The sequence below is a fragment of the Bradyrhizobium iriomotense genome, from assembly GCF_018129405.1.
GTDB lineage: Bacteria > Pseudomonadota > Alphaproteobacteria > Rhizobiales > Xanthobacteraceae > Bradyrhizobium > Bradyrhizobium iriomotense_B.
Genome location: NZ_JAFCLP010000036.1, coordinates 1 through 19,079, shown reverse-complemented (window position 1 = coordinate 19,079; position 19,079 = coordinate 1). Strand labels below are relative to the sequence as shown.

The window sequence follows — 19,079 nt, the reverse complement described above, 5'->3', positions numbered from 1 at the left end:
TGAAGGATCAGGCGGTTTTGCCGCCCCAATCGCCCAGCACCGCCTGCACCAGCGCCAGCGCGGCGACCGCGGCGGTGTCGGCCCGCATGATGCGGGGGCCGAGCGCCAGCCGCAGGATACTGGGCTGCCGCAGCAGCAGCGCCCGCTCCTCATCGGCAAAACCGCCTTCGGGGCCGATCAGCAAGTCGATACCTGGTCCGGCCTCGCGCGCCGCCAGCAGGCTCTGAATGGGGTTTTGGACCTCCGCCGCCTCGTCGCAGAAGATCAGCAGGCGGCCTGGGGCGCGCTGGTTGAGGTACCGCTCCAGCGGCACCGGCTCGCCGACGGTGGCGATGCTGAGGATCCCGCATTGCTCCGCCGCCTCGACCACGTTGGCGCGCATCCGCTCGGTGTTGACCCGGGAGGCCTGGGTGAACCGGGTCAGGACCGGTTGCAGGCCGGCGGCGCCCATCTCGATGGCCTTCTGGACCATATAGTCGAGCCGGGCATGCTTGAGCGGGGCGAAGACGTAAGTCAGGTCGGCCAGGGCGTCCTGGGGCCGGGTCTGCTGCAAGACCACGAGGCCGTCCGGCCGCTTGCGGCCTTCGATCGCGGCCTGCCACTCGCCGTCGCGGCCGTTGAAGGCCAGGACCTCGGCCCCGGCCTCCAGCCGCAGCACATTGCCGAGATAATTGCTCTGGTCGCGGTCGAGCGGGACCCTGGCGTCCTGGGCGAGGGGGGCGTCGACGAACAGGCGGGGGGCGCGAAAATCGTGGGATGGCATCGTTCAAAGGTCCAATTTGGGGCCGTTCTTAACCGAAACCAGTAGTTTTGGGGGTAAATATCACCGAATCGGTGCGTCCCCGCGCCGCGCTCTTGCCCTATTCAGCGGGTTGTTAAGCGCCGGCGGGAATCGTAAAAACGCGAACACGCTGGTTGCGCTTCAATTGGGAAGACGCCGAACCCCGTAAGCTCCTGCCGGAGAGACTGCCTTGATGATCCGTCGTCTGATGGTTCCGATCACTGCCGCCATGGTCACCATGGGTGCCGCGGGCGCCTATGCGCAGAGCGCCTTCCCGGCGCCGCTGCCGAACCAGGCCGCGAGCAGCTCGGCATTTCCGCCCGTGAACGGCTCGGCGCCGACGGCCTCCGTCGGCACGGCGCCGCAATCCTCGTTTCCGGTGAACGGCGCAGCGCCGATCGGCGGCGCTGGCGCTTTCAGCGCGGCCCCTCCGACGCAGGCCCCGGGTGAGGACTGCATGAAGGCTTTCGTTCCTCTGCGCGAGGAGGCCGAGAAGCGCGGCAAGGCGATCAAGGCCGCGAGCGACCGTCATGCGCCGCCGGACGAGGCCTGCAAACTGATCCGCAATTTCAGCCAGGCTGAAATGAAGATGATCAAGTACATCGAGACCAACGCCGCCAAATGCGGAATCCCGCCGCAGATCGGCGCGCAGATGAAGGATGGTCACAAGAACACCGAGGCGATGCAGACCAAGGTCTGCAACGTTGCGCAGCAGATGCAGAACCAGCCGCGCGGTTCGGCCGGCCCGTCGCTGAGCGAGGTGCTGGGTTCGGGCTCGGCGCCCGAGGCCAACGCCGGCAAGAAGGGCGGCAGCACGTTCGACACGCTCAACGGCAACGTCCTGACCCGATGAGCGACACATCCGCCCGCGTTGCCGACTCCACCGGCAACTGGGTCGATACGCTCGCGCCGCAATGGGCGCGGCCGTATCTGCGATTGTCCCGTTTCGATCGTCCGATCGGCTCCTGGCTTCTCCTGATGCCGTGCTGGTGGTCGGCAGCGCTCGCCGCCGGCATCGCGCATGACGTCAGTCGCCTGCCGCTCACCATCATCCTGTTCTTCATCGGCGCCTTCGTGATGCGCGGGGCCGGCTGCACCTGGAACGACATCACCGACCGCGATCTCGACGCCAAGGTGGAGCGCACCCGCTCGCGGCCGCTGCCGTCGGGGCAGGTGAGCACGAAGCAGGCGCTGGCCTTCATGGTCGCGCAGGCCGTGATCGGTCTCGTGGTGCTGCTGCAATTCAACCGCTTCGCGGTTCTGACCGGCGTCGCCTCGCTGCTCATCGTCGCGATCTACCCTTTCATGAAGCGCATCACCTGGTGGCCGCAGATCGTGCTCGGCCTCGCCTTCTCCTGGGGCGCGCTGATGGGCTTTGCCGTCACCTTCGGACGGATCGACGTGACCGCGCTCGTGCTCTATGCCGGCGCGATCTCGTGGGTGATCGGCTATGACACCATCTATGCGCATCAGGATGCCGAGGACGATGCGCTGATCGGCATCAAGTCCACCGCGCGCCTGTTCGGCGCGCACACGCACCAGGCGCTGATCCTGTTCTATGGGCTTGCGGTGGTGCTGATCGGCGTTGCGCTGGCCTCAGGCGATGTGCGCTGGCCGGCCTGGCTGGGCCTTGCGGCGTTTGCCGCGCATCTGGCGTCGCAGATCGTGCGCTTGAGGATCGAGGATCCCGAGCTGTGCCTGCGCCTGTTCAAGTCGAACAAGCATGCGGGCGCGTTGCTGTTTGCAGGATTGCTCGCGGACGCCGTGATGCGGGCGGCGTGACTCGTAGGGTGGGTTAGCGAAGCGTAACCCACCATTGTCTCTATCCACGGAAACAGAAGAGGTGGGTTTCGCCTTCGGCTAACCCATCCTACGGCACTGTCAATTCCTCGCGATGATCTCGCGTTCTTCGCGATGAACCGGCAGCTCGCGCGCGATGCCGGCGCGGCGGCGCATCAGGAACTTCGGGCGGCGGGCGCGGATCGCGTTGGCGCGGCGGCGGCGGGCTGCGGGCTTGCGCGCGCCTTCGTCGAGCTGCGGAAGCGCAAAAATCTCGCTCCAGGTCGACCAGGCCTCAAGGAGCTCATCGGCTTCGGCGCCGACCAGCAGCGGAACGGAGAGTGAAGGGTCGCGATGGACGAGGACGAGCGCCTGCGCCTCGTCATTGCCGCGCAGCGCGACGCCGGTGAAATCGCTGACGCGGACATTGATCGCCATCTGCATGCCGCGGACGGCGCGGCGCAGCACGACGCGTTCGCGATGAAGCTCGATCTGCCTGGTGTATCCGTCGGCGCGCGGGTCATGCGCGTCGAAGCGGACCGGAAGGGAAAGGGGGTCGAGCCGCAGGGAGCGGCTCGACCCGGCGGGAGCGACCCCGCATGTTGATGTTTGACGCCTCACGGCTTTCGTTCTCCCCGCCGGGATTATGTTCCCGGTCGATGCGAGGACCTTAGCGCGCCCCGTTCCGAAACCGCTTAAAAAGGCTGGTTAACCCAGCGTCACCACGGCTCATGATTGACAAGACCTTGGCGCGCATGATTGACGAGACGTTGCGCCGGAGAAGCGAATCTGAGCTTTTTGCGGGCTGAAAATGCTTGAAGTCCGCACCATTTGGGCACATCTGGTGGGTTCGGCCGTTCCGAGCCCGACCCCGCCCCAACAGGATTTCGTTTGTGAACCCTTCACCAAGCTCGACGCTTTCGCCCCAGGATTCTTCCAAGGCCAATCGCGACCTGTTCGATCAGTCCGCGCTGTCCGATCTCGCACAGCGGCTGGTGGAGGCGGCCAAACGCGCAGGCGCCGATGCGGCCGATGCGGTCGCGGTGCGCGGCGTCTCGCAAGGGGTCGAGGTGCGCGACGGCCGCGTCGAGGAATCCGAGCGGTCCGAGGGCGACGATGTCGGCCTGCGTGTGCTGGTCGGCCAGCGCCAGGCGGTGGTCTCGACCAACGACGTCAGCGGCGATGCGGTGACCAAGCTTGCCGAACGCGCGGTGGCGATGGCGAAGGTCGCGCCGGTCGACAAATATGTCGGCCTCGCCGATCCCGCGCTGCTTGCGCGCGACTTCCCCGATCTCGATCTGCTCGATCCCGACGTGCCCGCAACCTCGGAGCTCGAGCGCCGCGCGCTCGCCGCTGAAGCTGCCGCACTCGCGGTGAAGGGGGTCACAAAATCCGGCGGCGCCTCGGCCTCCGCTGGCATGGGCGGCATGGTGCTCGTCACCTCGACCGGCTTCCACGGTTCTTACTTGCGCTCCAGCCAGGGCATCTCGGCCACCGCCATCACGGGCGAAGGCACCGGCATGGAGCGCGACTACGATTTCACCTCCGCGCCGCACGGCGCCGATCTGCTGTCGCCGGAAACCGTCGGCCGTTCCGCCGGCGAGCGCACCGTGGCGCGCTACAATCCGCGCAAGGTCGAGACCTGCAAGGTGCCTGTCGTGTTCGACCCGCGCGTTGCCGGCTCGCTGGTCGGCCATCTCGTCGGCGCCATCAACGGCGCCTCGATCGCGCGCAAGACCAGTTTCCTCAAGGAGAAGCTCGGCCAGCAGCTGTTCGCCAGGAACATCCGCATCATCGACGATCCCCTGCGCAAGCGCGGCCTGCGCTCGCAGAGCTTCGATGCCGAAGGCGTCGCGGTGAAGAGAACCGCGCTGGTCGACGAAGGCGTGCTGACGACCTGGCTGCTCGACTGCGCCACCGCGCGCGAGCTTGGGCTGGCCACCACCGGTCACGCCCATCGCGGCGTCTCGTCCTCGCCCTCGCCGGGGCCGTACAATCTGCATCTCGAAGCCGGCACGCCGACGCCCGCCGAGCTGATCTCCGACATCAAGCAGGGCTTCTACGTCACCGACCTGATCGGCTCCGGCGTCAACGGCGTCACCGGCGATTACAGCCGCGGCGCCTCCGGCTTCTGGATCGAGAACGGCGAGATCACCTATCCCGTCAGCGAGGTGACGATCGCCGGCCATCTGTTCGAGATCTTCAAGTCGATGCAGCCGGCGAACAATCTCGAATTTCGCTACGGCATCAATGCGCCGACCGTGCGCATCGAGGGGTTGACGCTTGGCGGACGCTGACGCGAACTCCCTCGACGCGACCATCCTGACCCGCGACGCGGCGTTGCTGAAAGACACGGTGCGGGAGGCGGGTGCGCTTGCGCAGTCGATGTTCCGCACCGAGCTGAAGAAGTGGATCAAGGGCGCGTCCTCGCCGGTCTCGGAAGCCGACATCGCCGTCAACGACCTGCTCGAAGCGCGCCTGCGCGCCGCCACGCCGGACTACGGCTGGCTCTCCGAGGAGAGCGCCGACGACGCCACGCGGCTGTCGCGCCGGCTCACCTGGGTGGTCGATCCCATCGACGGCACGCGCAACTATCTGGGCGGTCATGACGAATGGTGCGTCAGCGTTGCGCTGGTCGACTGCGCCACGCCCGTTCTCGCCGCGGTGTTCGCGCCGAGCAGCGACGAGTTCTTCTTTGCGGTCCGAGGGCAAGGCACGACGCTCAACGGCAAAGCCGTGCAGGCAACCTCCGGATCCGAGCTCGACTTTTCGCGCGTGGCGGGTCCAAAACCCCTGGTCGAGCGCCTCAAGCCCTCGCTCGGCGAGATCACGCTGCACCGGCGAATCGGCTCGCTCGCGCTTCGGCTCTGCCGGGTCGCCCATGGCGCGCTGGATGCGGCTTTTGCGGGCGGCAACAGCCATGATTGGGACCTTGCGGCGGCCGATTTGATCGTGCAGGAAGCGGATGGTAGGATGAGCGACCTCTCCGGAGATCCCATCCTCTATAACCGCCGGGAAGTGGCCCACGGGGTGCTGGTGGCAGCGGGACGCGATCGTCATGCGAGCATTGTCGCGCATTTTCGAAACCGTCCCTTGGCCTGAAGCGCTTTCGCGTGCCTGTCGACCACTGCTTTGCCGGGCAGACCGTTAGAAAGAGAACCCATGCCAGATAGTGCCCCGCAACAACTGCTTCACCTCGTCATCGGCGGAGAGCTCGTCGATCTCGAGCACAACACCTTCAAGAACCTGGACGACGTCGAGATCGTCGGCCTCTATCCGAACTATGCGACGGCGCACGCCGCCTGGCGCGCCAAGGCGCAGAGCACGGTCGACAATGCGCAGATGCGCTATTTCATCGTCCATCTCCACCGGCTGCTCGACCCGAATCAAGAACCGGCGCGTTGAAAAAGCTGCTTCGCAATACGCTGCGAAGCAGCTTCGTTCAGCGTGCCGTCGGAGTCCTGGCGGCCGAATATCTGCGCTTTGTCTGGCGGACCAACACATTCACGTTCGATCCGTCGGATGTCTATGAACGCGTCGAGCCGCAGATCCCGGCCATCTTCGCCTTCTGGCACGGCCAGCACTTCCTCACCCCGTTCATCAAGAACAAGGACTGGTACAAGGCCAGGGTCCTGATCTCCCGGCATCGCGACGGCGAGTTCAATGCCATCGCCGCCGAGCGGCTCGGCATCGGCACGATCAGAGGTTCCGGCGATCATGGCGGCGCTTTCCACCGCAAGGGCGGGGTTGGCGCCTTCAAGGAAATGGTGCGGACGCTCCAGGACGGTTGTAATGTCGCGTTGACCGCCGATGTCCCCAAGCGCTCGCGCGTGGCCGGGCTCGGCATCATCATGCTGGCACGGGAATCGGGACGGCCGATCATGCCTTTCGCGATGGCGACCAGCCGCTTCATCCGGCTCAAGAACTGGGACCGCACCACCATCAATTTGCCATTCGGGCGGGGCGCATTGGTCGGCATCAAGGAAATCCATGTTCCCGCAGATGCCGACGCCGCGACGATGGAAACGCTGCGGCAGGAACTGGAGGACACGCTGAACGAGGCGACCCGGCGCGCCTATGCGCAGCTCGGCCGCCCGGGACCGGAAGATGCCTAAATCGCTGCCCATTGCGCTGCCGATCACGCTGCGGATGTATCGGCGCCTGGCTAGCGGCCTGGTGCCGCTCGCCCCTGCGCTGATCAAGCGGCGCTTGAAGCAGGGCAAGGAAGACCCCGCGCGGGTCGGCGAGCGGCGCGGCCTGTCCCGCGACGTGCGGCCGCACGGCCCGCTGGTCTGGATCCACGGCGCCAGCGTCGGCGAGGTGCTGGCTGCCGCGGCGTTGATCGAGCGCCTGCGCGATCTCAATCTGCGCATCCTGCTCACCTCGGGCACGGTCACCTCGGCGGCGGTCGTCGCAAAACGCTTTCCGCCCGACGTCATCCATCAATACGTGCCGTATGATTCGCCGCGCTATGTCGCGCGCTTCCTCGACCATTGGAAGCCGTCGCTGGCGCTGTTCATCGAATCCGATTTGTGGCCGAACCTGATCCTGGCGGGCGCGGCACGCCGGGTGCCGATGGTGCTGATCAACGGGCGGATGTCGCCGCGCTCCTTCCCGCGCTGGCGGCGGATGCACGGCACCATCTCGGCGCTGCTGTCGCGGTTCGACATTTGTCTCGCGCAGTCCAGGACCGATGCGGAGCGCTTCTCCACGCTCGGCAGCCGCGACGTCGTCACCACGGGCAATCTCAAGCTCGACGTGCCGGCACCGCCGGCCGATCCCGCCAAGCTCGAGCGGCTGATGGCGATGACGCGCGGGCGGCCGATCATCGTCGCCGCCTCGACCCATCCGGGCGAGGACGAGATGCTGGTCGCGGCGCATCGCAGCCTCGTCGGCTTCTTCCCGCAACTCCTGACCGTGATCGTGCCGCGGCATCCCGATCGCGGCTCCTCGATCGCAGGCCTCGTCACGGCATCGGGCCTGAAGCCCGCCTTGCGCTCGCGCGAGCAGCTGCCGACGGCCGCGACCGACGTCTATGTTGCCGACACCATGGGCGAGCTCGGCTTGTTCTATCGCCTCTCGCCCATCGTGTTCATGGGCGGGTCGCTGATCCACCATGGCGGTCAGAACCCGATCGAGGCGATCAAGCTGGGGGCGGCGATCGTCCATGGCCCGCACGTCTTCAATTTCACCGACGTCTACGAGGCGCTCGATGCGAGCGGCGGCGCGCGTCAGGCCGACACGCCGGAAGCGCTGGTCAAGCAGCTCGGCCAGCTGCTGGCCGATCCCATGTTGCGCGACAAGATGCAGCGTGCCGGCAGCGATGTGGTCGGGCAGCTCGGCGGCGCGCTGGAGCGCACCATGACCGCGCTCGAGCCCTATCTGCTGCAATTGCGGATCGAGATGGGAGCCGCCAATGCGTGAGCCGGCCTTCTGGTACCGGCCACGTTCCCTTCAGTCGTACGCGCTATGGCCGCTCGGTGCGCTCTACGGGGCGATCACCGAACGGCGCATGCTGCGCAACGGCTTTGACGCCGGCATCCCCGTGATCTGCGTCGGCAACTATCATGTTGGCGGCGCCGGCAAGACGCCGACCGTGCTGGCGCTGACGAAGCTTTTGCGCGAGCTCGGCGAGACGCCGGTGGTGCTGAGCCGCGGCTATGGCGGGCGCCTGAAGGGCCCTGTCATGGTCGACCGGGCGCGTCACACCGCGGCTGATGTCGGCGACGAGCCGCTGATGATGGTGCGCGACGTGCCTGTTGCCGTCGCGCGCGACCGTCTCGAGGGCGTGGCGCTGGCGAAGTCGCGAGGCGCCACCGTGATCCTGATGGACGACGGCTTCCAGAACCCGCGCCTCTTGAAGGATGCCTCGCTGATCGTGATCGACAGCGAGCGCGGCCTCGGCAACGGCGCGGTGTTTCCCGCCGGCCCCCTGCGCGCGCCGCTGAAGGCGCAGCTCGGGCACACCGACGCGCTGGTGCTGATCGGCGACGGCCGTGCCGCGAACGATGTCGCCGCTGAGCTTGCCAAGCGCAACAAGCCCGAGCTGCGCGCGCGGTTGAAGCCGGTTGCGGCTTCGCTCGCGCAGCTCCTCGGCAAGCGTGTGTTCGCCTTCGCCGGCATCGGCGATCCCGCGCGCTTCTTCCGCACGCTGCGTGCCAGCGGCATCGAGGTCGCGCGCACGCGCTGCTTCGACGATCATCACATGTTTTCGCGCGAGGAGCTCGCCGCGCTCGTGGCGGAAGCACAGCGCGAACAGCTCACACTGGTGACGACGGAAAAGGATCTTGCGCGCCTGCATGGCGGCGAAGGCGTGCCCGCCGGCATCGTGCCGTTCGCCGTCCAGCTCGAATTCGACGACCCGGCCAAGCTGCGGCAACTGATCAGCGATCACCTCTACAAGGCGCGCGAGCGAAGGTTCAGTGCGCGATGATTCCGCAGGGGCGGCAAAGCGGCCGGTTTCAACTCGGAAAGCATGCCCGGGCGGTGAGCGTCACCGGGGAGAGATTGAGAATCTCCGGAAAGTTGAATGCATAACTCGCGCTCACCTCGTTGCCGCATGCTGACGTGGAAAAGGTGAACGTCTCCGCAGGGAGCGTGAGGCCGTACGCCTGCTGGGCAGCGTAGCTCGTAATGGCGCTGCTGCTGGGGCAGAGCGTGCTGTTGACGGTTGCGCAACGCGCCGCCATCTCGCTCCCGTGCTGGATCCCCAGCTGAGTCCAGAACAGCAGCCCGAATTCGATGATGCCAAATATGAACAGGAAGAACACCGGAGCGGTCAGCGCAAATTCCAGCGCCGATGCGCCCCGATTGTCTCGCCATAACGCCGTGAGTTTCACTGCAGCCTCGCAGTGGACTGCACGCTGTAAGTGTATGTGGCCCCCACGATCTGGTAATCGATCAGCGTAGAGTACGTCGCTCGCGCCGAGACCGTCGTGTATGTTCCAGCCTGCGCGCCGCCGGGACAGGCGCTCCCGCAAGTGACGGAGCTCACTCCCGCGCTCGTTGGACATCCGCAAAATTGGACCGGCGCAGGTGAAGCAGTGATGTTTGTGGCGTTGGTGGCGCTTGTTACGGCGGTGGAAATGCCACTCTCGTTGAAGCCGCGCGCGATTGCGTATTGTGCGCCCGCTTGTGCGGCATGTTCGACCTGCATCTTGCGATAGAGGGCAAGCCCGATGTCTGTCACCGAAACGGCCATCAGAGACAACACCGGAATCAAGATGCCGAATTCGGCGGCCGCGACGCCACTCTTGTCGCGGACGGCGGCGCGGACGTGCCCCGTTAGCGAATGAAGCAGTCGACGGTGGCGCTTCGATGAGAAGTCCTGGCTTTGCATGGTCCACTGGCTTTGCATGGTCCAAACCTCATTCGATGAGCTGGGCGGTTTGCGAACCTATCGTCGCGGTGCCGAGCGCGGTACAATTGACCTGGAGATTCGACGTGCCGCTGAATGTCAGCGTATCTGCGATGATCTTGGTGCAGGATGTGCTCGTGCCGTTGCCTCCACTGAAGCTGAGATTGGCCTTCGGCAGGTAGATGGCACCGCCGAAGTTCTGTGTGCTGCCGCCGGTGAGATTGAAGGCAGTCCCGGCCGGCATGTTGCGGTCGCCGTACATGACGATGCCTTTCGTGGGGCCGCTGGTCGGTCCGGTCAGGTCGACGGTCGCGTTGCTGCCGATTGAAGCGGTGCCCCAGTCGCTTCCCGAGCCCGTAAACACCAGGGTCACGCCGCTGCCCGTGATGGTGGCGTTTCCGGCGACGCTCAAATTTGCCCCGTCCAGATAATAGATGCCTGGACTAAGGTTCAGGGTTGCGCCGGCATTGACCGTAATGCTGCCCATGTAGCAGCCGGGGTCGAGCGAGTTTGTTTTTCCGTTGGCGTTGACCGTGATCTTGGCGTTGGTGCAACTCGGCCTCGCGGGGGGAGAGACGTTGGCGTAGGGATCGGCGACGGGCCGTATGTGCGTCCTGATACCGTTGGTCGCCGTGATGCTGCTCGCCCCCGAGACGTCGCCGACCACTCCGACCTGATTTGCAGCGACCGAGGCGCTGCCGGCGACGTTGAGCGAGGGGCTCGCACCTGAGTTGCTGTAAAGGTTGCACTTGATCAGGTTGAGCTGGTTGCCGCCGGTGACGCTGACAGCGGGACTTGCGCTCGAGTTGAGCGCAAGTACGCAGCCTGTCCCGGAATTGGGCAGGGCGACAGAGCGGGCGGTTATCTGTACAGGATCCGAGCCGAACAAGGCCGACAGCAACCGCTGTTGCGGTTGACTGACGATGACTTCGATTGCCTGCGAATTCGATGTCTGATTGCCTGATTTCGGTGGCTGGTTCACCGTGACCGTGACGTTGTTCGCCCCGTTGGTGTAACCGTAGTTTGCCGTAACCGCTCTGGCTTCGGACAAGAAGTCGGTCCCAGCACTCGCCGCTGTCGCGGCACTCACCGCGCCGGAGTCGGCCGCGCTCTGCATGTTCTTGTGCTTGTAGTACCACCATCCGACTTCGGTGCCGAGGCCCGCGGTGCCGACCAGGACCGGCATCAGCAGCGCCGAAACGATCACATAGCTGCCCGACTGGTCTCGGGCAAATTGCCGAAGCAGGCTAACCGTTCGCTCGCGCCGCCGGGCATGATCGTCTGGACACGATGTTGCATCGAACGAACGGTTGCAAAGTCTGCGGCGGTCCATGCGTCACCTGCCTGCTTGCCACTTTTTCCCATGAAAGGGTGGTGCAGGCCGACTTAAACCTGGCTCAACGGGAGCGAGACAATTTTAGACATCGGCTGACATTCAGCCGACGTTCATGGCCGCACCCCTATCGATATATCTCCGATCAGGAGAATTCGATGAAACTGCGGTCCGCAATCGTTGCCGCCGGCCTCATGTGTCTGCCGGTTTTGCCCGCCCTGGCTCAGACATCCTCGCAGCCGTCCGCCGCTCCCACCACCGTTCCGGTTCCCGCGGCCAAGCGCGTCACCTGTCTCGCCACGACGGCCAGTCTGAAGGGGCAGGACAAGCGCGACCAGCTGCAGCTCTGCATGGCGCAGGCGCGGGTTGATTGCCTGAAGCAGGCGATCGATCAGAAGGTCGTCGGGGAGAGCAGGAAGAGTTTTATCAAGACCTGCGTAGGCGGAGATGCCACGGAGCAGTGAACACGCGCGATGCCGTAGGGTGGGCAAAGCAACGCGTGCCCACCTTGTTCATCGCGATCGTGAGGAGATGGTGGGCACGGCGCTGCGCGCCTTTGCCCACCCTGCGCGATTACGATTGCTTCAGCGCGCCGGGAAAATGCCGCTGCAGCACGGCGGCGGGCGTGGCGTAGGCTTCCTGCAGATCCACGCTCCAGTACTTCAATTCGTCGAGCGGGATCCGCGTGTCGGTGATGGCGCAGCGCACGAAGGTCCCCGGCGAGATCACGCGGAAATCGCCGTCGAGATATTGCACCTGCGCTTCGCCATGGCCGGAAGAGCCGAACTTGTTCAGCACGGTCGAGAGTCTCCGTGGAAGGCCCGTAGGGGCACGATGTGTTGGACGGGATGTAGCATAGATAGGGTGGCTTGTCCGCCCGTTAAACCCACCGGTTTGTGATGTTTTGCCGCCGATTCCGCGTGATAGTGCTGGGCCGAAGGAGATTGACGCTGAGTCCGATGCGCCTTCGACTGATCGCCCTGTTCCTGATGCTCCTGATACCGGCGGCGCAAGCTGCGCCGGTGCCGCAGCAGGTCGACATCCCGCTGTCGTCCGGCGTCCTGCATGCGCAGCTCTACAAGCCCGAGGGCGAGGGGCCGTTTCCGACCGTGATCGCGCTGCATGGCTGCGGCGGTCTCGGCGGCCATTCCGATCCGGTGCTGCCGCGCTATCGCGATTGGGCCGAGCGCCTGCTTAGGGACGGCAATGCCGTGCTGCTGCCGGACAGCTACGGTTCGCGCGAGCTCGGGCCGCAATGCCGGATCAAGGAGAGTCACGTCAAGGCGCGGCGCGAGCGCGTCGCCGACATCGCGGCCTCGCGCGCCTGGCTGGTGAAACAGGCCTGGGTGGCGCGCGACCGCATCAGCCTGATCGGCTGGGCCAACGGTGCCAGCGCATTGCTCTGGGCGGTGCGCCCGCAGAGCATGTCGCGCGATCAGGGTCCGGATTTCCGCGCCGCGATCGCGTTCTATCCGGATTGCCGAATCTCGGCGGGCTTGGGGTGGAGCGCGCGGGTGCCGACGCTGGTGCTGATCGGCGGCAATGACGACGTGTCGTCGCCCCCGGCCTGTCGCCAGATGGTGGACGGCGCGCATGGCCGCAGCGCGCTCGCGCGCATCGTGGTCTATCCCGGCGCCTATCACGATTTCGACCGTGCCAACACGCCGCTGCACGCCGCTAGCGGCAGCAGCGACGCCGCCGCGCCCGAGCACGGCCATCTCGGCACGGATGCCGACGCGCGCGCGGAGTCGCAGAAGGAAGTCGCGCAATGGTTGGCGCGGTGAGGAAACTGTCGTAGCCCGGATGGAGCGCAGCGAAATCCGGGACAGTCGAAGTTGCGGCACGACCCCGGATTACGCTGCGCTCCATCCGGGCTACGCGTCCCAACCAAAGCGGGGCCACCCGGGGAACAACATCTGGCGGACAGCCCCGCATCGACCACCGCCCTGCACGGAAAATGGCCGACCGTGAATCTACGGATCGCGCATGCCGCGGTTTCAGCGCATGGCCGTGCCATCATTCGACCACGATGTCGATTAAACGCATCTCACATGCGCAACCGCATCACGCTCTTCGCTTCCGCCCTGATCGTCTTCACCGTCGCGATCTTCCTGTACGAGGCCCACGCCGGCGCCCCCATGCTCGCGCCGGAACATTGCGGCTTCTGGACCACGATCGACGCGGGATTGTCCTGCAGGTAGGCGAGAGGGCCTTGTAGCCCGGATGAGCGCAGCGATATCCGGGACGACTGTTCCCGCATGTCGCTGCGCTCATGCGGGCTACGATGCCGCCACATCGTCATTGCGAGCGCAGCGAAGCAATCCAGAATCCTTCCGCAGAGGGACTCTGGATTGCTTCGTCGCAAGAGCTCCTCGCAATGACGAGTTTGTGGCCACGCGCGTCCCACACCCTCACTGTCATCGCCCGGCTCGTCCGGGCGATCCAGTACGCCGAGACGTCAGTGATTCATCGAGAAGCTGCGGCGTACTGGATTCCCCGCCTGGGCGGGGAATGACAGCGAGGGCGGGAGTGCCGCCCTCCCGCCTCAGAACAAGCTGCCCTGATCCACCGGCTTGGCCACGCGCTTCGGCGCGGGCTTTGTTTCCTGCGTGGCCGGCTTCGCTTGCGCTGGCGCACGCTTTGCGGCGGGGGCCGGGCGATCCGCATCCGCGGTCGCGCCGACACGTCCGTCCGCAAACTCGATCTCGACACGCGCGCCAGGACCGATCGCGTCCGCCGCATGCACGGGGTGGCCGGCCTCGTCCCGCACCAGGGCAAAGCCGCGCGCGAGCACGCTGCGATAGGACAGGGCGGAGAGCAGCTTGCCGCTGTTCTCGACGCGCGCCTCCAGCCGCTGCAGCAGCGTGGCGAGTGCGCGGCCGGCGCGCTCGGCGAGGCGATGCGTGCGCTCGCGCTGGCGGGCGATCGCGTTCCGCTGCGCCTGCGCATTCGAAAGTCTTGAGGCGCGCAGACGCACCTCCAGCCCGGCAAAGCGGTCGCGCCGTTGTCGCAGCAGCGATCGCGCGGACAGGCCGAGCCGCTCGCCGCACACGGTGAGGCGGTGATCGGCCTGCGAGATCTGGCCGTGCAGCACGCGCAGCGTCAGTTTTGAACTAGCGGCTGTAAACCTGCGGAAATGCGCATGCGTGTTGGCCTTGAGGCAGCGGGGCAGGGACGCGCCCGCCGAATCCAGCCGCTGCCGCGGGATCGCCAAGAGATCGCCGGCTGCCGGCAATGCGCGCGCGGCGGCGCGCAGCTCGCTGCGGCGGCTCTCCTGGGCGCGCTGCCAATAGGCGCGGGTGCGGCGACCGAGATCGGCGACCTCGACGAACAATTCGCTGCGCACGGGCACCGCCATCTCGGCGGCTGCCGTCGGCGTCGGTGCGCGCTTGTCGGCGACGAAGTCGATCAGCGTGATGTCGGTCTCGTGCCCCACCGCCGAGATCAGCGGGATCATGCTCTCGGCCGCCGCGCGCACCACGATCTCCTCGTTGAACGACCAGAGGTCCTCCAGCGAGCCGCCGCCGCGCGCGACGATCAGCACGTCGGGCCGTGGAATCTTGCCGCCCGGGGCAATCGCGTTGAAGCCGCGGATCGCGGCCGCGACCTGCTCGGCCGAGCCTTCGCCCTGCACCTTGACCGGCCACACCAGCACGCGGCGGGGGAAGCGGTCCTCGAGCCGGTGCAGGATGTCGCGAATGACGGCGCCGGTCGGCGAGGTCACGACGCCGATCACCTCCGGCAGCCAAGGCAGGAGCTGCTTGCGCGCTTCGTCGAACAGGCCTTCGGCGGCGAGCTTCTTCTTGCGCTCCTCCATCAGCGCCATCAGCGCGCCGATGCCGGCCGGCTCCAGCGCCTCGATCACGATCTGATACTTGGAGGAGCCCGGATAGGTCGTCAGCTTGCCGGTGGCGATCACCTCGAGCCCCTCCTGGGGCTTGAAGCGCATGCGGCCGTGCACGCCCTTCCAGATCACCGCCTCGATCTTGGCGCTCTCGTCCTTGAGCGCGAAATAGCAATGGCCGGAGGAGTGGGCGCCACGGAAGCCCGAGATCTCACCGCGCACCCGGACATGGCCATAGGTGTCCTCCACCGTCCGCTTCAGGGACTGCGAGAGCTCGGAGACGGTGAATTCGAACGCGTTGTTCAGTTGTTCCGCAGGCGGCATCGGCAAACGATTCGGCATTTTGGGGTCGGACCCGACGTTAAGGATTTTCGCCGCGCGGCGCCAATCCGGGGATTGATTGGAAGAGTACTCTGTATTATAGAGTTCTCTACCGATGGTGAATTCGGCGAGGGTTGGTCATGGCCATGCAGTTGCTGCGAGGTGCTCTAGGCTTGCTGAAATGGGGTCTGTGCGCGGTCGGCGCCGTGGCGCTGCTGCTGACCGCCCTGATCGCGACGCCGCTCGAGCGGCCTGCCGAGATGCGCTCCGTCTCGGACTCCGCCAAGGGCATCGACTGGTCCACCCTTCCGCCACTCGAGCGCTTCCAGGCCCGCGACGGCACCTGGCTAGGCTTTCGCCACTACGCGCCGAAGGGGACGGCCACGGACCGCGGCGCCATCTTCATCCATGGCTCCTCGGCGTCCTCTGCCACGGTCAACCACGCTCTGACGGCGGCGCTGGCTGCGCGTGGTGTCGAGACCTGGGCGCTCGACATCCGCGGCCACGGCGCCTCCGGCACGCGCGGCGATATCGGCTATGTCGGCCAGCTCGAGGATGATCTCGTCGACTTCGTCGCGCAGGTCCGCAAGAGCGCGCCCGATTTGCCGCTGACCCTGGTCGGTCATTCCGCCGGCGGCGGCTTCGCGCTGCGCGTTGCCGCGACGCCGATCATGCAGGACCTGTTCGTCCGCACCGTGCTGATCGCGCCCTATCTCGGCTATGACGCGCCGACCAACAAGCCGAATTCCGGCGGCTGGGCCAATCCCGACATCCCGCGCCTCTTCGCTCTCGCCGCATTGCGCAAGCTCGGCATCGACTGCTGTTCGCAGCTTCCGGTGCTTGCCTTCGCCGTGCCTGCGAATTCGGAGCGAATTCTGGTGCCGACCTATTCCGATCGCCTGATGCGCAATTTCGCGACGCGCGGCTATCGGCTCGACCTGCCGGGCGTGACGCATCCGATGACGATCTTCGGCGGCGCCGAGGACGAGATGATGATCTCGGACAAATATGCCGAGACGGTGCAGGCGGTGAAGCCGTCGGTGGACGTCAAGGTGATCGACGGCGTCAATCACATGGGCATGGTCACCAACCCGAAGGCGGTCAATGCAATCGCCGAGGACGTGGCAACGCGCGGGGGCGGGCAGTCATGATCGACAGCAAGGAGGCATCCGCAGCGCTGGCCGATATCGACGACATCGTCCAGCGCGTGAAGCAATCGCAGCTGTATGAGCTCGCGAGCCTCGCAGCGGTCTGGTGGGGCGTGCTGGTGTTTGCAGCCAACCTCGTGACCTGGCTCTGGCCGGTCTACGCGGTCTACGCCTGGGTTGTCGTGGACGTCGTGGGCGTCGGCGGTCTGGTCGTGCTCCGCGTGCTGAATCCGCCGCAACATCTCGGTGGTGCCGCCGCCAGCATCAGGCTGCTCCTGGTATTCGTGTTGTTCTTCGCCTTCGGCTATCTCTGTACCAATGTGATCGGCCATTTCGGCCCGCGCCAGTTGGGTGCGTTCTGGCCGCTCTACTTCATGCTGTTTTATACGCTGGCGGGCCTGTGGTTCGGCTATGCCTTCGTGGCGATCGGTCTCGGCATCGCCGCGTTGACGCTGATCGGCTTCTTCTACATCGGCGAAGCCTTCCCGCTCTGGATGGCCTTCGTGAACGGCGGCGGCCTGATCCTCGGCGGCCTCTGGATGCGGCGGATCTAGCGAATGGCCGAGCTCGACGACATCATTCACCAGCCGTTGCGGCTGAAGATCATGGCCGCATTGAACGCGCTGCCCGTGTCGGCCGGTTTGGAGTTCTCGCGGCTGAAGAAGCTCACCGGCGCGACCGACGGCAATCTCGGCGCGCATATCGAGACCCTGGCCAAGGCGGGGTACGTCTCCGTGGACAAGGCCTTCGTCGGCAAGAAGCCGCAGACCACGGTCACCGCGACCGCAGCCGGCCGTGGCGCCTTCGCGCGGCATGTTGCGACCTTGCAGGAGATCATCGCGGGGAAGCAGGTGTAGCTCTGTTGCCATCGCGGTGCGGATTGCTGTGCCCTCTCCCCTTGCGGGAGAGGGCATTTCCGCTGGTGGACACAAGCTCACTTGGGTGAGGGGTTCTCTCGGCGAATCCTGCTTCCGTTTGAGTCCGCGGATGCAACCCCTCATCCGGCGCGCATTCGCGCGCCACCTTCTCCCGCAAGGGGAGAAGGGGCCGCGGAGCAAGCCGCCCCGGAATGACGGGGGTGATTGGGCCGTTTCCCCTTGAGCCTCACCCCGATTCGTGCGACCTCCGCCCCCAGCAAACCCCTTATTCTGAGCCCTCGATGCACATTCTCCTGCTCGGTTCCGGTGGCCGTGAACATGCTCTGGCATGGAAGATCGCAGCTTCCCCTCTGGTCACGAAATTCTGGTGCGCGCCCGGCAATGCCGGCATCGCGCGCGAGGCCGAATGCGTGGCGCTCGACATCGCCGACCATGCCGCCGTGATCGAGTTCTGCAGGAAGAATGCAGTCGAGCTCGTGGTGGTCGGCCCGGAGACGCCGCTGGCGGCCGGCATCGTCGATGACCTCACCGCCGCCGGCATCAAGGCGTTCGGCCCGAGCAAGGTGGCCGCCCAGCTCGAAAGCTCCAAGGGCTTTACCAAGGCGCTGTGCACCGAGTTCGGCATTCCGACCGGCGCCTACAAGCGCTTCACCAACGCCAATGACGCGCGCGCCTATGTCCAGAGCCAGGGCGCGCCGATCGTCGTGAAGGCCGACGGGCTTGCCGCCGGCAAGGGCGTCGTCGTCGCCAAGACCGTGCGCGAGGCCGAGGATGCCATCGCCATGATGTTCGAGGGCGCCTTTGGCGAGGCCGGCACTGAAGTCGTGATCGAGGAATTTCTGCCGGGCCGCGAGATCAGCTTCTTTGCGCTGTGCGACGGCGAGACTGCGATCCCGCTGGCGTCCGCGCAGGACCACAAGCGCGTGTTCGACCACGACGTCGGCCCGAACACCGGCGGCATGGGCGCCTATTCGCCGACGCCGCTGGTCACGCCCGCGATCCACGACGCGATCATGGCCAAGATCATTCTGCCGACGGTTGCCGGCATGAAGCAGCGCGGCACGCCGTTCCGCGGTATCCTTTACGCCGGCATCATGCTGACGACGCAGGGCCCGAAGCTGTTCGAGTTCAACGTCCGTTTCGGCGATCCCGAGTGCCAGGTCTTGATGCTGCGCATGATGTCGGACATCGTGCCGGCGTTCATCGCCGCCTGCGACGGGGAGTTGAAGCATTTCGATCTGCGCTGGCATCCGGAATCCGCGCTCACCGTCGTGATGGCGGCCAAGGGCTATCCGGGCGACTACCAGAAGGGCACGCGTATCGAAGGGCTCGATGACGCCGCCAGGGTGGACACCGTCGAGATTTTCCATGCGGGCACGGTGGCCAGGGACGGCGCGATCCTCGCCAATGGCGGCCGCGTGCTCAACGTCTGCGCGCTGGGCAAGACCGTGACCGAGGCGCAGGCGCGTGCCTACCAGGCCGTCGACCGCATCAACTGGCCGGACGGCTTCTGCCGCCGCGACATCGGCTGGCAGGCGGTGGAAGCGGAGAAGGCCAAGAACTAGAGCATGTTGTTTTTGACTGGAATCGGGATTCCCACCGGGAGCGATTTCTGATTCAACCTCCATGCTGGAGGGC

22 protein-coding genes are annotated in these 19,079 nt (G+C 66.0%); 15 read left to right on the top strand and 7 right to left on the bottom strand.

Features of this window, described 5'->3' with window-relative positions:
- Window positions 1-7: 7 nt before the first annotated feature.
- Complete coding sequence (locus JQ592_RS37205; RefSeq protein ID WP_211407670.1) at window positions 8-763, bottom strand: 16S rRNA (uracil(1498)-N(3))-methyltransferase; 756 nt, start codon at window positions 761-763, stop codon at window positions 8-10.
- A 211-nt stretch (window positions 764-974) separates the two neighbouring features.
- Between JQ592_RS37205 and JQ592_RS37200 the strand changes: the two genes are divergently transcribed.
- Window positions 975-1,634 carry a hypothetical protein gene (locus JQ592_RS37200; protein ID WP_211407669.1) on the top strand — a complete coding sequence of 220 codons (660 nt, stop codon included), beginning with the start codon at window positions 975-977 and terminating at the stop codon, window positions 1,632-1,634.
- The gene (gene ubiA / locus JQ592_RS37195) at window positions 1,631-2,563 is read left to right on the top strand and encodes a 4-hydroxybenzoate octaprenyltransferase (protein WP_211407668.1); all 933 of its coding nucleotides are present in this window, start codon (window positions 1,631-1,633) and stop codon (window positions 2,561-2,563) included. Before JQ592_RS37200 ends, ubiA begins: the two co-directional genes overlap by 4 nt.
- A gap of 99 nt (window positions 2,564-2,662) precedes the next feature.
- On the opposite strand, the gene JQ592_RS37190 is transcribed toward ubiA, so the two are convergent.
- A complete protein-coding gene (locus JQ592_RS37190) occupies window positions 2,663-3,181 on the bottom strand; it encodes a DUF6101 family protein (RefSeq protein WP_211407667.1) in 519 nt (172 codons plus the stop codon).
- 272 nt (window positions 3,182-3,453) lie between these two features.
- Here JQ592_RS37190 and JQ592_RS37185 point away from each other — a divergent pair, with 272 nt between their 5' ends.
- From JQ592_RS37185 to lpxK, 6 genes are read left to right on the top strand one after another with little or no spacing between them, the layout of a single operon-like run.
- On the top strand, window positions 3,454-4,857 hold the full coding sequence (locus JQ592_RS37185; RefSeq protein WP_211407666.1) for a TldD/PmbA family protein: 1,404 nt from the start codon (window positions 3,454-3,456) through the stop codon (window positions 4,855-4,857).
- On the top strand, window positions 4,844-5,662 hold the full coding sequence (locus JQ592_RS37180; RefSeq protein ID WP_211407665.1) for an inositol monophosphatase family protein: 819 nt from the start codon (window positions 4,844-4,846) through the stop codon (window positions 5,660-5,662). Before JQ592_RS37185 ends, JQ592_RS37180 begins: the two co-directional genes overlap by 14 nt.
- Window positions 5,663-5,722: 60 nt before the next feature.
- The gene (locus tag JQ592_RS37175) at window positions 5,723-5,965 is read left to right on the top strand and encodes a DUF4170 domain-containing protein (RefSeq protein ID WP_018648410.1); all 243 of its coding nucleotides are present in this window, start codon (window positions 5,723-5,725) and stop codon (window positions 5,963-5,965) included.
- A complete protein-coding gene (locus tag JQ592_RS37170) occupies window positions 5,962-6,675 on the top strand; it encodes a lysophospholipid acyltransferase family protein (RefSeq protein ID WP_211407664.1) in 714 nt (237 codons plus the stop codon). The genes JQ592_RS37175 and JQ592_RS37170 overlap by 4 nt, the downstream gene beginning before the upstream one ends.
- A complete protein-coding gene (locus JQ592_RS37165; RefSeq protein WP_211407663.1) occupies window positions 6,638-7,984 on the top strand; it encodes a 3-deoxy-D-manno-octulosonic acid transferase in 1,347 nt (448 codons plus the stop codon). Before JQ592_RS37170 ends, JQ592_RS37165 begins: the two co-directional genes overlap by 38 nt.
- Window positions 7,977-8,993: a tetraacyldisaccharide 4'-kinase gene (gene lpxK / locus JQ592_RS37160; protein WP_211407662.1), complete on the top strand. Its 1,017-nt coding sequence runs from the start codon at window positions 7,977-7,979 to the stop codon at window positions 8,991-8,993. The genes JQ592_RS37165 and lpxK overlap by 8 nt, the downstream gene beginning before the upstream one ends.
- A 28-nt stretch (window positions 8,994-9,021) precedes the next feature.
- On the opposite strand, the gene JQ592_RS37155 is transcribed toward lpxK, so the two are convergent.
- From JQ592_RS37155 to JQ592_RS37145, 3 genes are read right to left on the bottom strand one after another with little or no spacing between them, the layout of a single operon-like run.
- Window positions 9,022-9,399, bottom strand: a complete 378-nt coding sequence (locus JQ592_RS37155; RefSeq protein ID WP_349630526.1) for a TadE/TadG family type IV pilus assembly protein — start codon at window positions 9,397-9,399, stop codon at window positions 9,022-9,024.
- A complete protein-coding gene (locus JQ592_RS37150) occupies window positions 9,396-9,917 on the bottom strand; it encodes a TadE/TadG family type IV pilus assembly protein (RefSeq protein ID WP_246821036.1) in 522 nt (173 codons plus the stop codon). Before JQ592_RS37150 ends, JQ592_RS37155 begins: the two co-directional genes overlap by 4 nt.
- A gap of 10 nt (window positions 9,918-9,927) precedes the next feature.
- Window positions 9,928-11,250: a TadE/TadG family type IV pilus assembly protein gene (locus JQ592_RS37145; protein ID WP_211407661.1), complete on the bottom strand. Its 1,323-nt coding sequence runs from the start codon at window positions 11,248-11,250 to the stop codon at window positions 9,928-9,930.
- Window positions 11,251-11,408: 158 nt separating this feature from the next.
- Here JQ592_RS37145 and JQ592_RS37140 point away from each other — a divergent pair, with 158 nt between their 5' ends.
- On the top strand, window positions 11,409-11,714 hold the full coding sequence (locus JQ592_RS37140; RefSeq protein ID WP_211407660.1) for a hypothetical protein: 306 nt from the start codon (window positions 11,409-11,411) through the stop codon (window positions 11,712-11,714).
- A gap of 109 nt (window positions 11,715-11,823) precedes the next feature.
- Here JQ592_RS37140 and JQ592_RS37135 read toward each other — a convergent pair whose 3' ends face one another.
- Window positions 11,824-12,048, bottom strand: a complete 225-nt coding sequence (locus JQ592_RS37135; protein ID WP_183242872.1) for a DUF2093 domain-containing protein — start codon at window positions 12,046-12,048, stop codon at window positions 11,824-11,826.
- A gap of 161 nt (window positions 12,049-12,209) precedes the next feature.
- Here JQ592_RS37135 and JQ592_RS37130 point away from each other — a divergent pair, with 161 nt between their 5' ends.
- The gene (locus JQ592_RS37130) at window positions 12,210-13,034 is read left to right on the top strand and encodes a dienelactone hydrolase family protein (protein WP_211407659.1); all 825 of its coding nucleotides are present in this window, start codon (window positions 12,210-12,212) and stop codon (window positions 13,032-13,034) included.
- A 267-nt stretch (window positions 13,035-13,301) separates the two neighbouring features.
- On the top strand, window positions 13,302-13,451 hold the full coding sequence (locus JQ592_RS37125; RefSeq protein ID WP_211407658.1) for a hypothetical protein: 150 nt from the start codon (window positions 13,302-13,304) through the stop codon (window positions 13,449-13,451).
- A 344-nt stretch (window positions 13,452-13,795) separates the two neighbouring features.
- Here JQ592_RS37125 and xseA read toward each other — a convergent pair whose 3' ends face one another.
- Window positions 13,796-15,418 (bottom strand): exodeoxyribonuclease VII large subunit, encoded by a 1,623-nt coding sequence (xseA, locus tag JQ592_RS37120; protein WP_211407684.1) that lies wholly within the window; start codon window positions 15,416-15,418, stop codon window positions 13,796-13,798.
- A gap of 137 nt (window positions 15,419-15,555) precedes the next feature.
- On the opposite strand from xseA, the gene JQ592_RS37115 reads away from it, so the two are divergent.
- The 4 genes from JQ592_RS37115 (at window position 15,556) to purD (ending at window position 19,006) form a co-directional block, all read left to right on the top strand.
- Window positions 15,556-16,566 (top strand): alpha/beta hydrolase, encoded by a 1,011-nt coding sequence (locus tag JQ592_RS37115; RefSeq protein ID WP_211407657.1) that lies wholly within the window; start codon window positions 15,556-15,558, stop codon window positions 16,564-16,566.
- Entirely contained in the window at window positions 16,563-17,117 is a 555-nt protein-coding gene (locus JQ592_RS37110) for a hypothetical protein (RefSeq protein ID WP_211407656.1), read from the top strand. Before JQ592_RS37115 ends, JQ592_RS37110 begins: the two co-directional genes overlap by 4 nt.
- 3 nt (window positions 17,118-17,120) lie before the next feature.
- Window positions 17,121-17,420, top strand: a complete 300-nt coding sequence (locus JQ592_RS37105) for a winged helix-turn-helix domain-containing protein (RefSeq protein WP_071909521.1) — start codon at window positions 17,121-17,123, stop codon at window positions 17,418-17,420.
- Between the two features lie 302 nt (window positions 17,421-17,722).
- Complete coding sequence (gene purD, locus JQ592_RS37100; protein ID WP_211407655.1) at window positions 17,723-19,006, top strand: phosphoribosylamine--glycine ligase; 1,284 nt, start codon at window positions 17,723-17,725, stop codon at window positions 19,004-19,006.
- Window positions 19,007-19,079 lie beyond the last annotated feature (73 nt).